The 13,210-nt window shown below is 64.6% G+C and carries 12 protein-coding genes; all 12 read right to left on the bottom strand.

All coding sequences use genetic code 11. The features are described from left to right. Window positions 1–207 precede the first annotated feature (207 nt). The gene (locus ACOQOP_RS21700; protein ID WP_420563905.1) at window positions 208–1,596 is read right to left on the bottom strand and encodes a TrkH family potassium uptake protein; all 1,389 of its coding nucleotides are present in this window, start codon (window positions 1,594–1,596) and stop codon (window positions 208–210) included. Window positions 1,597–1,748: 152 nt separating this feature from the next. Further along, complete coding sequence (locus tag ACOQOP_RS21705) at window positions 1,749–2,207, bottom strand: VOC family protein (protein ID WP_420563906.1); 459 nt, start codon at window positions 2,205–2,207, stop codon at window positions 1,749–1,751. Window positions 2,208–2,287: 80 nt separating this feature from the next. Continuing rightward, window positions 2,288–2,920 carry a GTP cyclohydrolase I FolE gene (folE, locus tag ACOQOP_RS21710; RefSeq protein ID WP_420563907.1) on the bottom strand — a complete coding sequence of 211 codons (633 nt, stop codon included), beginning with the start codon at window positions 2,918–2,920 and terminating at the stop codon, window positions 2,288–2,290. A gap of 212 nt (window positions 2,921–3,132) precedes the next feature. Then, window positions 3,133–3,525, bottom strand: a complete 393-nt coding sequence (apaG, locus tag ACOQOP_RS21715; protein ID WP_420563908.1) for a Co2+/Mg2+ efflux protein ApaG — start codon at window positions 3,523–3,525, stop codon at window positions 3,133–3,135. 65 nt (window positions 3,526–3,590) lie between these two features. Further along, a complete protein-coding gene (locus ACOQOP_RS21720; RefSeq protein ID WP_420563909.1) occupies window positions 3,591–4,250 on the bottom strand; it encodes an ATP-binding cassette domain-containing protein in 660 nt (219 codons plus the stop codon). After that, window positions 4,243–5,463, bottom strand: a complete 1,221-nt coding sequence (locus ACOQOP_RS21725) for a calcium-binding protein (protein ID WP_420563910.1) — start codon at window positions 5,461–5,463, stop codon at window positions 4,243–4,245. Before ACOQOP_RS21725 ends, ACOQOP_RS21720 begins: the two co-directional genes overlap by 8 nt. A 425-nt stretch (window positions 5,464–5,888) precedes the next feature. Then, the gene (locus ACOQOP_RS21730; RefSeq protein WP_420563911.1) at window positions 5,889–7,844 is read right to left on the bottom strand and encodes a hypothetical protein; all 1,956 of its coding nucleotides are present in this window, start codon (window positions 7,842–7,844) and stop codon (window positions 5,889–5,891) included. Window positions 7,845–7,902: 58 nt separating this feature from the next. After that, the gene (locus tag ACOQOP_RS21735; protein WP_420563912.1) at window positions 7,903–8,388 is read right to left on the bottom strand and encodes a hypothetical protein; all 486 of its coding nucleotides are present in this window, start codon (window positions 8,386–8,388) and stop codon (window positions 7,903–7,905) included. A 91-nt stretch (window positions 8,389–8,479) separates the two neighbouring features. Continuing rightward, a complete protein-coding gene (locus ACOQOP_RS21740) occupies window positions 8,480–8,983 on the bottom strand; it encodes a hypothetical protein (protein ID WP_420563913.1) in 504 nt (167 codons plus the stop codon). A gap of 324 nt (window positions 8,984–9,307) precedes the next feature. Continuing rightward, window positions 9,308–9,976 carry a hypothetical protein gene (locus tag ACOQOP_RS21745; RefSeq protein WP_420563914.1) on the bottom strand — a complete coding sequence of 223 codons (669 nt, stop codon included), beginning with the start codon at window positions 9,974–9,976 and terminating at the stop codon, window positions 9,308–9,310. Between the two features lie 86 nt (window positions 9,977–10,062). Further along, a complete protein-coding gene (locus tag ACOQOP_RS21750; RefSeq protein WP_420563915.1) occupies window positions 10,063–11,100 on the bottom strand; it encodes a hypothetical protein in 1,038 nt (345 codons plus the stop codon). Beyond that, window positions 11,097–13,190, bottom strand: coding sequence for a tyrosine-type recombinase/integrase (locus ACOQOP_RS21755; protein WP_420563916.1), 2,094 nt, complete (start codon window positions 13,188–13,190; stop codon window positions 11,097–11,099). Before ACOQOP_RS21755 ends, ACOQOP_RS21750 begins: the two co-directional genes overlap by 4 nt. Window positions 13,191–13,210: the final 20 nt, after the last annotated feature.

Consider the following 13,210-nt stretch of genomic DNA (forward strand, 5'->3'; position numbering starts at 1 on the left):
CTTGGGCCCCGGAATAAATCCGGTGAGAGTGGAAGAGAGAGCGGGAGGTTCCTTGCGACTCCCTGCTCTCAACCACTCCCCGGCCTCGTGCCGGGGCCTACGTCGGAGGGTGACGGGACGGCGCCCCACCTGGACCGCAATGCGGGCTGATCCGTAGGCCCCGGACTAAATCCGGGGAGTGAAGGGAGGGGGTGGGTAGGGTGGCGTCTACTTCCGCCAGAAGGTCGGGGTGATCAGCACCAGCACGGTGAACAGTTCCAGCCGGCCCAGCAGCATGGCGAAGCAGAGCAGCCACTTGGCCGCGTCGGGCAGCGGGTCGAAGTTCCCGGCCGGGCCGATGATCGGTCCCAGCCCCGGGCCCACGTTGCTGATCGCGGTGGCCGAGCCGGACAGGGCGGTGATGAAGTCGAGCCCCATCGCCGCCAGCGCCATGGCCACCAGCCCGAAGCACAGGATGTAAAGGAAGAAGAACCCCATCACCGCCTCGGAGACCGCCTCGGGGATGGGCTTGCGGTTGTAATAGGGGATGAACACCCCGTGCGGCCGCAGCAGCCGGGCGAGCTGGACCTTGGCGGTGGCGTAGAGCACCTGGAAGCGGAAGATCTTGATCCCGCAGGTGGTCGATCCGGCGCAGCCGCCGACGAACATCAGGATCAGCATCATGGTGGTCACGAACCCGCCCCATGCGCCGAAATCGGTCGTCGCATAGCCGGTGCCGGTGATCACCGAGACCACGTTGAAGGCGGCATAGCGCAGGGCGTCGTGGGTGCCGAGGCCGATCTGGGTCAGGATCCAGACGGCCACCAGGGCGACGCAGATCACCACGATGCTCAGGAACCAGCGCACCTGGCTGTCGCGCAGGATGCTGCGGGTGTCGCCGCGCGCGATCCGCAGGTAGTGCACGAAGGGCAGGGAGCCGACGATCATCCCCACGGTGATGATCCAGTCGATCGCCGGGGTGTTGAAATAGCCGACCGAGGCGTCCTTGGTCGAATAGCCGCCCGTGGCGATCGTGGTCATGGCATGGGCGACCGCGTCGAACCCGTCCATCCCGGCGAGCCACAGGGCGACCGCGCAGACGAAGGTCAGGCCCAGATACAGGCTGCCGATGCCGCCGGCGAGCTGGGCTGCACGGGGCAGCACCTTGTCCGGCGTGTCGAAGGCCTCGGTCACGAAGAGCTGCATGCCACCGACGCTCAGCATCGGCAGCACGGCCAGCGCCATGACAATGATACCCACGCCGCCCAGCCACTGCAGCAGGGCGCGCCAGAGCAGGATCCCCGGCGGGGCGCCGTCCAGATTGGCGATCACCGTCGCCCCGGTGGTGGTCACCCCGGACATCGACTCGAAGAACGCGTCGGCGGTCGACATGTCGAGTTCGGAGAAGGCGAAGGGCAGGGAGCCGAAGGCGGCGATCGCGACCCAGCTCAGGGTCGTCAGAACGAAGGCCTGGCGCAGTCCCAGCTTGGCCCCGCGGACCGTGCGGGTCGCCAGCATCATGGACACGCCGATGAACAGGGTGATGCCGGCCGCACCCAGGAAGACCTGCCAGTCCGGGTGCTCCGTCGCCAGATCCACCGCGGCGGGAACGCACATGGCAACTGCCAGGAACGTCAGCAACAAGCCGACGATAAAGAAGACCGGTCCAAAATCGATCACGCGGTTCCTGCCGGAAGGGTGGTCAGTCCGGCGGGATGATCGGCCATCACCGGCGGGCTGTCCACCGGGGCGGGGACCGGTCGGTCAGTCTAGTTCTCCCGGGCGCGCCACCGGGACAGCGGCATGATCGGAAGGTCGGGGCGCGGCGCGTCCGGCAGCAGGGCGATGAATTCCAGCGCGTGCCCGTCCGGATCGTCGAAATAGACGCTGGTCGCCGGCATCCAGGTAAGCACGATGGGCTCCTCGATCGGATCGCCGTTGAAATGCGGCGTCAGGCCGGCCTCCCGCAGGGCGCCGACCGAGCGTTCCACGTCCGGCAGGTCGACGGTGAAGGCGATGTGCAGCTTCATGGACATCGGCGCCGTGCCAACGGCCCAGATCCCCAACATGGCGGTCTCAGGTTTGGGTACCCAGAAGAACGCCACGTTCCTGGCCGGGATCACCGTCGCCAGCGGCAGGCCGAGCACGTCGCGGTAGAACGCGATGGACCGGTCCAGATCGCGGACCGTCAGATGCGCTTCGTACAGGCTTCTAATCGGAACGACCATCGGCGGGCCCTCTTTTTAACAAGAATTAGCTTGCAAAATACGAGGACCGCCGATGTCTGGCAAGCGGCTGATTCGGCCCGTCAGGAGGCCTTGTCGATGAGCTGGTAGAATTCGCGGCGCCGGTCCGGGTCTTCCTTGAAGCAGCCCAGCATGCGGGTGGTGACCATGCTGACGCCCGACTTGTGGACGCCGCGGGTGCTCATGCAGTGGTGCTCGGACTCGATCACCACGGCGACGCCCCGGGGCTGCAGCACCGTCTCGATCGCATGGGCGATCTGCGCGGTCAGCCGCTCCTGGATCTGCATGCGCTTGGCATAGGCGTCGATCACCCGGGCGAGCTTGGAGATCCCGACGACCCGGTCGTTCGGGAAGTAGGCCACATGGGCGGTGCCGATGATCGGCAGCATGTGGTGCTCGCAGAAGGATTCGAAGCGGACGTCGCGCAGCAGCACGATCTCGTCATACTCCTCCACCTCCTCGAAGGTCCGGGCCAGGATGTCCGCCGGATCGTAGAGATAGCCCGAGAACAGTTCCTCGTAGGACTTCACCACCCGCTTCGGGGTGTCCTGAAGGCCTTCGCGGTCCGGGTTCTCGCCGACGAACTCGATCAGCGTACGCACGGCGCGCTCCGCCTGTTCGCGCGTCGGGCGGGGACGGGCGGGCGTGACCGTTCCGGCCTCGCTCTCGGCGAGGGCTTGGTCATAAGGGCTCATGCGGGGGGTCCTTTGCTTTTCGGGAGGGGTTATCCCCTTGCCCTGCCACCTTTGGCAGGACTTCGAGGACAGAGCCAGTTGCCGAAATTCGCCTTTCGACGCACGGTTCGAGACTTATACGACGTAGCCGTCGCTTGGATCAAAGCAACCTTCGATCATCGTGATAAAGCATCCGTGATCGCACCGCGACCAGGTCGTCCCGTGGACACCGGTCAGTTGGGACGGTGGGTGTCGTGCGGGCTGTCCAGGGAGAAGGCCGGGATCGCCACGTCGAACAGAGCGCCTTCGGCATCCTCCATGGCGTAGCTGCCGACCATCAGCCCCGACGGGGTGGAGAGCGGACAGCCGCTCGTATACTCGAAATGCTCGCCCGGTCCGAGCAGGGGCTGCTCGCCGACGACGCCCGGTCCCCGGACCTCCTGGGTATGGCCGGTGGCGTCGGTGATCCGCCAGTGGCGGGTACGCAGCCGTACGGTCTCCCGCCCGATATTCTCGATCCGCACCTGATAGGCCCAGACATAGTGGTTCTCCGACGGGCTGGACTGTCCGTCGAGATAGACCGGGGTCACGGTCACCTGGATGTCGCGCGTGGTTTCGCTGTACATCGCCCGCCTCCTCTCGCAAGCCGCCTAAGGTGCCGTCATGCGGGGGGAAAACGCAACATCGCCGGTCACGCGGGGACCAGATCGATGCGAGTTCCGCCCGCCGCGGCGGCATCGTCCGGGTCGTGGGTGACCAGCAGGACCGGCAGCCGGCGCCCGGTCGCGTGGTCGAAGACGAAGCGGCGGATCCGGTCGCGCAGGGCGTGGTCCAGTCGGCTGAACGGCTCGTCCAGCAGCAGGGCGCGCGGCCGCGACAGCAGGGTGCGCATCAGCGCCACCCGGGTGCGCTGGCCGCCCGAGAGAGTCGCCGGGTCGCGGTCCTCGAAGCCGGAGAGCTCGGCCTCCTCCAGCGCCGCGCGGACCAGCGAGCGGCGCTCGGCCGCCGGCAGGCCGGAGGGGACGCCGAACAGCAGGTTGTCGCGCACCGACAGGTGCGGGAACAGCAGGTCGTCCTGGAACAGCAGCCCGATGCCCCGGGCCTCCGGCGGCAGGTCCAGGATCGACTGTCCGCCGATCCGCACCGCCCCGGAGGCGGTCAGGGCGGGATCGAGGAGGCCGGCGATCAGTGACAGCAGCGACGACTTGCCCGATCCGCTGGGGCCCATCACGGCGGCCACGCTGCCGGGGGGCACGGTGAGGGTGAGGGGGGCGAAGAGAGGCCGTCCGGCGACCGACAGCGACACGCTCTCCAGATGGAGCGTGCCCGCCTCCGCCCCCGCCTCAGCCAATCGTGAACCAGTCGCTGGTGATCGACGCGGCGGCGACGCCGGTCAGGGTGACGGTGGCCCCGGTCGACAGGGTCACCACGGCCGCACCGGACACATCGGCGGCGGAGTAGGTGACGTTCGCGGCAATGGACAGCTTGTCCCCATCCGCATAGGTGAAGTCGCTGATCGTGTCGGCGCCCGACCCGACTTGGAGGCCGAAGGTATCGGCCCCCGCTCCGCCCGCCAGCACGTCGTTGCCGAGGTTGCCGGCCAGGAAGTCGGCCCCGGCCCCGCCGGACAGGGTGTCGTTGCCCTGGCCGCCATAAAGGCTGTCGGCATCGGCGTCGCCCCAGATCGCGTCATCGGCGACGTTGCCGTACAGCACATCGGCCCCCGCCCCGCCGCTCAGCACGTCGGCGTCGCGGCCGCCGAAGGCGCGGTCGGCCCCGGCCCCGCCCTGAAGCGTGTCCGCCCCGACATTGCCGTAGAGGACGTCGTTGTCGTCGCCGCCGTTGAGCGAGTCGCCGTCCTGGCCGCCGAACATCACGTCCGCGCCGGCCCCGCCCAGCAGCACGTCGATGCCGGTGTTGCCGTAGAGATAGTCGACACCGTCTCCGCCGTTCAGCGTGTCGGCACCGGCATTGCCCATCAGGGTGTCGTTGCCGGCCCCGCCGCTCATCGTGTCGGCGCCGCGGCCGCCGAAGATCGTGTCGTTGCCCATCCCGCCCAGCAGCAGGTCGTCGCCGACATTGCCGTAGACGATGTCGTTGTCGGCGCCGCCGGACAGGCTGTCATTGCCCTCTCCGCCGACCAGAGTGTCGAGCCCGCCGCCGCCGACGATGATGTCGTCGCCATTGCCGGCGCCACCGGCCAGGCTGTCGTTACCGTTGCCGCCGCTCAGCGTGTCGTCGTCCGGGCCGCCGGTGACCGTGTCGCGGCCCTCCGACAGGGTGACGTTGGCCTTGAGCAGGGTCCCGGTGAAATCGGCCGCCGTGAAGGACACGCCGATCGTGCTGGTGACGGTGAGGGTGACCGTGCCGCTGGTGTTCGAGAGGATCGTCGACGGCAGCGAGATCGCATGGGCCGCGTTCGAGGTGATCGCGATCGTCGAATAGCCGACGATGTTGTTCAGACTCGCGCTGACCAGCGTTCCGGAGGTGATGTTCAGGGTGTCCGTGCCGCCACCGGCGGCGACGCCGCCCAGGTTGGCAACCGTAGTATTCACCGTAGCCATGGCTTCCCCAGTTCTCCGAGATAACGGCTTTTTGCCGAGCCAATAGTCATTCCGAACAAGCAGTTATCATAGATGTCTTGATTTGTCATTAACGGCGGCGATGGTCCTTGCGCCGAGGCGCGACTTGGCGCATGTTCTGGCTCCCGGCGCGGGTGTAGTTCAGTGGTAGAACGACAGCTTCCCAAGTTTAATGGACTGCATTCGAGCTACGCCTGATCCTTCTGGAAAAAATCATTAATTTCAATGATTTATTGTCTTCGTTCTTGTTCGAGTTCCGATATAAAGAGGTTGCGATCAGGGTAAACTACACCTCAACCTCAAACTGAACTACCCCCTGCCCATGGCAGTGGTAGCCCTCTTCGAGATTGTCGGTATTTTGTTCGACCGCCCCTTATGTCGCGCTGGTTGTAAGCCGATCAGGTCCCTCAGCGGGCCTCCGAGTCACTGCCGGCCACCCGCTCGCCCGCGTAGTCGGCCATCAGGTCATAATACTCACTCACCGATCGGTCGGCGCGCATCCGCTCGACGGCTTGTAGGATTTCCGACCGCAGGAGTTGCTCCCGACGCACTTGGGCCGTATAGCGCTGTGTCATTTCCAGAGTCGTGTCGGCCAACAGGATCTGAATCGCCCGATCAGAAAAGCCCAACGCCGCGAGTTCGCAGGACCCCGTCACCCGCAGGCCATGGAACGAGTGCTTGCCCCGCCGTTCGACCTTCGCCTTGGACTCGAAGCCGAGGGCGCGGTTGCGATATGTCGCAAAGTCGCCGCTCGCGGTCTGGGCGAGCGATCGTTGAGTGAGCCGATCCGCTCCGCGGCGTGCCTTCAGGGTCGGCGAGTCCGCCTCAAGCCCCTCAAGACAGTAGGGCTCCCAGATTTCCGGCAGTGGTCGGTGCAGAGCGGACCACAGCGACTTGACGGCCGCACGAACATCGAACAACTCGATCATCGCCTCGCGCAGGTTGATCTGGTTCAGCGCGGAAGGACCCTTAAACGTGATTACGTGATCGGCGGCTTCGCGGACCATGGCGGCAGTCCAGGCCCTGGGCGCGCGCATATGACGCGGCCGCACCAGGATGTAACGATCGTGCAGGCGTAGCTCCCGTAGCGCCCGCAAATCGTCCAGGATCGACTTCCACAGGGGCATCGGACCGGCCTGCTGTCTGTTCTTCGCCGCGACCCAGGTGATCGTCCGGCGGTCGAAATCAATCCAGCTCCACTCCGCCCGGCAAACATCGCCGATCCGCATCAAGCAGAAGCGACCCAGCTGCACAGCGACGCGCCAGGCGAGATTTGGCATGCCGTCCAGCAAGCGCTGAATGTCGTCACCACACCAGTACTGGTTCTGGTAAGGGCTGACCAAAACCGAACCGATCCGGTGCCCTGGCGTATCATTGCGGCCGGGTTTGAGGATCTGCCAATGCAAAAAGCTGAGGCCGCCGATGTGTCGCTGCCCTCGATTGTCGGTCCAAGCAAATTTGCTCGCGGCATACCGCTGCATCAAAGCCAGGACTTTGCAAACACGGCGGACATATCCCGCATCCATGACCGTAAAGACTGTCCCTGTCGGATGCCCGGGTATAGTGCCCTGGCGAATGTGATTGGCAACATGCTCCCAGGTCGCGGTCGTCGCTCCGCAGGGGGCGAGTCGACCATCGGCGTGTCTCTGGAGCGCCTCGGCATCGGCCTTCAGGTGACAGAGCTTCGGGAAGCGTTTGAACAGCGCTTCTGCCGCGCTGTCGAGTTCAGCAAGCGATCCCTCGGTTATGGGTCTGTGACTCTCGCCGCGAAAGGAACGAGCCCAGATCCGGCTCCGAAGATAGAGATCCAGCAGGGATTCGGGCTGAACATCTTTCGCTCGCTGCCGCAAAGGCGCGGGCAGGCGGGCATGTGGCGGATTGTACTCATCCTGTTTGCCCGGCTCCCCAGGTCTCGTAGCGTTAGAGGCCGCCTCTCGGCGCTGCTTGAGACGCTTGGTGCGTGCCGGTACCAGCGCGTCCATTTCTGGCGGGGTGTCGCCATGAGCAGAGATATAGTCGAACACGGCGACGAACTTGACCGGGTCGTCGAACAGCTTGACAGGCACGCCGACGATGAGTGGCTTTCGCCGCCCGTCAGGGGTCAAGGCCCCACTCCGCTTGGATCGAAATGAAAACTGCCAAGTTGCCGGATCGCTTCCCCGCTGGATGATCCAGAGATTGGGCAATAGCGCTTTTGGCTTCGTACCCTTCGACAGCCTCCCCTCGAGATCTATCAGTGTTTTGGCAGCTATCAGTCGCTTTGCCGGCGACCAGCCAGCTTCCTCGCTCAGTGAGCGGGTCGGCTCGTAGATGTTTCCTATTAGACGGCCTGCGGCTGACCGGCACTCTTGAACCACCGACATGAAGCATTCTCCTGACGCGCTCGGTTCCCGGCCAGATCCAGTGCTGAAGATAGATCAGTTAGGCCAGCAGGTTCACCGATTGATCGACGACGAAGTCCTGATCAAGTTGCTCCAGCGATCCCGTTGCATCGCGACCAAGAGCCCATGCGGTCAGCGCGCCGATCGACCAGCGACGATCAGAGCCTATCCGACGATACGGGACTTGGTCGGCAACACAGGACTTGAAGCGGGCCTGGCTGATTCCCAGGCGCTCCGATGCCTCCTTGGCGCTCAGCAGGCGCTGGGGAGCATGATGCATCGCACCGTTGACCTTTGATGCCGGTTCTACGTCGAGCAATGCGTTGCCGCGGATCAGCGTGACTCCCGCGTGCTCGCGGATGGGACCGAAGTCACCCATGCGGGCGGCAGCGATCATTTCCTCCTTTGTCAGATCGAAAAGCGGCGCGACCCGATCCGCACGGTACCAGCGGCCACCCTCGATCTGATCGATCGACGTGACGACCTGCAGGTCTAGCCCAACGATGGACGGGTCGGCGGCTCGCATGAATCTTCAGGTGCAGGTGTCGTCTCAAAAAACAAGCAGGCTTCACATGGGCACCGCAGCGGCCTTGCGCTGCTGCGGTGTCGGGGACTGCTCAATAAAGAGAGGTCTTTGATGTTGGGGACACGAGCTGGTCGATCGGGAGCCCGAAGAAGCCGACGTGATTGAGCCAGATACACGCCCAATCGGTTTCGCTTCGTCCCTCTAGAAGTCGATAAACCGAGTTCTGCGTTTCGACCTGAAATCCCTGCCCCGACCCAAGGCTGGATAAGCTGGCGATCGGAGAGGTCCGAACGCCAAAAGGGAAACGGTTCAGCCCCGCGCCGGACAGGAAAGCGAACTCTTGGATCCACCTGTCGTCCCGATAGCTTTCCAGAACGAAAACCGCCCAGCCGACCACGTCATCCTTGATGGCCCCCGCGTCGACTACCGGCTGGACCGAACAGATCTGCTGAAGGCTGTCTACTCTCAACGGTCCGAGCCGTAGCGGGGTCTCATCATCTAGCGAGAAAAGAATGCAACGATCCATCGGCGCGCCCTCTGGCCAAGAGACCGGAAAGGGCCAAATGCGCGGAATTTTCTCTGACGTAAAAGTCATGGACATCTCCAATGGGTCGTGGATCGATCGATGCTGAAGCACCGGCGCGCGGAGACGCACCGACGGCTCCCAGATAGGTCGACGGAGATGGTAGATTAGAGTGTTTTTTGACGATTTATTTCGATAGGGAAGGTATTCTTGGACGCCGAGCGGCGTCAAGCGTTCATGAGCGCTTTTCGTCAAGAAGGGATGCTAATACTCTGCGGCTCGTTATTGGTGGACGTTCTTGACGTGGTCTCCGAACCCCAGGGTTTGAGCGGGTTTGAGCGCTGTTGACCTTTTCCCATTCGACCGAAATCTGGACGATCTTTGAGCCGCCCGGGGTCACGCCTTGCGATAGATCGGCTCGGGCAGTACCCGGATCGCCAGATCGATCCGCAAGACCCCGCTCGCCTGGAACCAACGCCGCTCCTCAAGCAGGGTGGGGAGGAGTTGGGCTTCGCACTCGGCGCATCGGCGGATCAGCGCCGCCCACTGCTCCTGGCCGAGGCGATCCTCGATCGCCGCGCCCTCGACGGAGACATGAACCATCAGGGCCGGCCCCGTAGCCCCACGCGGCCGCGCCAGGATCGACAGGATGACCTGGTCGGTCGGCGTGAGCAGGGCCGCGGCTTCGCCAGGCAGCATCCAACGAAGCGTGTAAGCGATGCCATGCAAGGTGGGGAGCGCCAAGGCGGTCGCCCACGCAGGCTTAACTGGGACCGACGCTCTCGGATCCGTCGGCGGCGTGAAGCATCCTTCTATGGCCCAAAGGTCCCAGGGCTGGACTGCCCCTCGGATCTCGGCAACCCAGCGCGAGAGGCCGTTGGCTGCGGCCATGTCGAGGTCACCCGGATCCGCACAATAGAGGCGGATCGGGTCCTCGCAGCGCCCGGCCTCATAAGTTAGAGGAGCCGCATCCCGGCCGAGGAATGCGCCGAGAGACGGCAAGTCGACAGGAACCCCCTCAGGGCCGAAGTCGAGGGTGTCAGCGGCGATAAACTGCTTATTCATGGTCAGATCCCTTTTTTGCCGGCAGCGCCCGATGCGCCGCCCCGCAGCAGGCGAGGGGCGGCGCACCGGGGCTGACCCGGCCGGGATCAGCCCGTCAGGGCTTTGGACTCCGATTGCTTCATCAGGGCGAGGGCGTTGCGGGAGGCCAGCAGCGTGCTGGCTCCCTCCAGATACGGCGCGGTTGAACGCTCATCCCGGTGATTGAGGATGACCGAGGCGAGGCGGGCCTCGCTTGTCATTTCCTCAACAACAAAGCGGGCGGCACAATCCCGCAGGCGGTGCGGGGAGAGGGCGACACCGAGCCCCCGCTCGGTCATCTCCCGGACCGCGCCATAGAGCGCCTTCGGGCCGGCGGGCTCTCCACTTTGGACGATCCAGAGCCGATCGTGACCCTTCGCATGAACACTGTGGATCTCGTCAAGGTAACGCCTGAGATACGGCCGCAGGACTGTGGGCACGACGCGTCGGATCGCTGTGCCGGTCTTCTGGTGCTCCTGCGGAAAATCAATCCAGGAGAGATCGACGGCGATGTCGCGCAGCCGGATCGCGGTGAAGGCCTTCAGGCGTTCCGGCAGACAGATCCACAGAGCCAATATCAGCCCGTTACGGTAGCGGCGATACTGAGTCCATGACCCGCAGGACAGATCGGCCCGGTCCATCTCGCCGAGCCCCAAGGCCAGGATTTCCTCGGCGGGCCGTTGCCGGCCCGCCTTCTGCTTTGGAGTGGCCGCAGCCGCTTTCAGCAGAGTGGTCGAGAGGGCTTTCAGCCAGGCAAAGTCTTTGGCGTGGCCGGGCTGCAGGACGATGCTGATAAGTGACAGGCACTGGAGATAGCGCGCTACACTCCGCGGCGCGCAGCCCCGGTCAAGGGCTGCGGCCGCGAAGGACCTTACTCCGGCCGGATCGAGCCCCGGAGGCAGACCTTCCGCCCTGGTGTGCTTGACATATTGGCCGTACACCCAGGCGACCTGTCGGCGGGTCGCCTCGGACCAGGGGCTGTAGCCTGCAATGCGGCCGTCGATCGCAAAGCAGGCGCGCCAGCAGTTCCGGTCCTGCGGCGGCCAGGCCTCGCTCTCCCGAAGGATCCGGAAGGCATGGCCGGCGTGGTCAACAGTTTTGGTCATTTGCGACCTTTCCTTCCTTTTGAAGCAGCAAGCGCCGCCTTCGCCGCGACCGATGAAAGTTTGTGCAGATAGGCCTCGTGAGCCTCCTTTTGCGGGATCTCGGCGTACCACTCCGTCGTTGTCCGCAGGGACGCATGGCCGAGCAGGGTGCTGACCAAAGGAAGCTGGTTCGGGTCCTGCTCGAGAATCAGCAGGCCGACCACGTGGCGGAATGCATGCGGGTTGATCGTGATCCCCGCGATCTTCTCAGCCCTCGCTTTGAGGGTGGTCGAGAAACACCAACCGCTTCGGGGCGACTGCCCTTCTCCTGGAAAGAGCCAGCAGTTATCCGTAGCCGCGCCAACTCGCTTGGCCACTTGCGGTCTGACATGAGTGATGAACAGCCTCAGCAGCTCGGTCGTTTCTGGCGAAAACTCAGCGACCACATCGGTCCGCTCCGTCTTTGTCTCGATAGCCGGCACGTGGAGCCGTGCCGGCCGCTTTCTCGTTGACGGCAGGAAGAGGGTCTGACGGTCGCCGCAGATCCGAAGCGAGCCCGCCAGGTTGGCGCGGCGCATGGGGCACTCCATGAGGATCCGGCAGGTCAGGGCGACGATTGCGTCGACCTGTTCGGTTCGAGTGAGCGGAAGCCCAGCCCGGATCCGTGACAGGATCGGCCTCATCAGCTGCTGCGGGAGCCGGAAGAAGGCCGCCTTGACCGCGTCAGCGCCTTCCCCTTGGAACTGCTCAATGACCCGCCGATGGCGGGGCCCAGTGCGTCGCCGTGATTTTATATAGACGCTTCTGGGCTGGCAGGTTTCCGGATCGAGCACCATACGGTCCACCATCGGGTCGACCGCGGCCCTCATTCTGAGCAGGGCAGCGATCAGTGCGGGATCGCTGTGGGTGGCGCGGGCCAACGCGATCATTGCGGTCGCCTGGCTGGCCAGGGATGAGTTCTTCGGCAGATGGTCTTCGCCTGTCCGAGACGCGCGGCCAATCTGCGCGTCCTCGGTCAGGACAAGCAGCCGCGAGCAGCGATCGATGCTTAGAACGTCGCCGACGGTAGTGATCGACGCGCCGTCTTCGAGCGCCAAGTGCGCGAGTTGAAGCCAGGCACCTCGATATGCGGCGAGTGTCGCCGCGGCATAGCGGGGAACAGACTGCTCAAGATCCTGGTCCAGCAGCGCGAGGAAGCGATTCTTATCGGCCGGCTCTGTCTGTGGCATGCCGCCCGCCGCAGTCCCCTTGAACCGCCGGTGACGATCCTCGAACGCGTTCCAGAGGGTCTGGACCGCCGGGGGAAGGTCCTTGAAGAACTTCCGCTTTGCGATCGCGGCCTCTGGCCGAGCCGGAGCGACAAGGACGATGTCCGGCCAGCCTGGGGCAGACTGAGCAAGCGCGTTCCACCCCGCGCACGCGCGCGCGATCATTCTATGGGGCTTGTCGAGGCCGCGCTGGACCGCCTCCTCCAGGGTCGTTGAGACAAGCAGCGGGTCCACGTCGACGGGTAGGAGATTCAACCTGGCTGCGGTGCGGATCAGGCAATAGGCTTGGGCCACATTGTGGCCGTGGCCGGTAGCTCGCGCGGCCGCCACAAGATCGGCCCAGACTTGCGGCAGAACAACCTTGGCGATACGCCGGTCGAGAATACGGGCGAGTCGCAGAATTCGCGCACGGAAAGAGGCAAACGACTTCGGTGTCATGCCAAGTCCCGCTGCACCGATCCTCTGAATCCGTTGATACAGCGCGCCGCGGGCGACCGGCAGCGACGAGAGCCCTGCCGTCGACTTGAGGAGGTGCTTCGCGAGCCGGCGGGCATCGGCGATGCAGCGCTCCAGGCCGGCGACACTAAGGCCGGTCGCCTTGGCGATGTCGACGACTGCAATAGCGTCGGCCAGCGTGCAGCTCTCGGCCGCAAAACGGCCGGCCAGCCCGGCCGGCAGTCGGTCCAACGACCGCAAGAGACCAGCTGTGGTATCGCTAAGGGTGTCAACTGATGCGCCCTGCTCGAGCCTTGCGAGTTCGGCGGTTACGGCGGATCTGGTCTCCGCGTCGAGGAGTCGATCGAAGATGGCGGCGAGGGTCATGAGGGAGTGGATGTTGCTCATCGGTGTCTCCTGGGAGCGGT

It is taken from the genome of Thalassobaculum sp. (assembly GCF_965223715.1).
Lineage (GTDB): Bacteria > Pseudomonadota > Alphaproteobacteria > Thalassobaculales > Thalassobaculaceae > Thalassobaculum.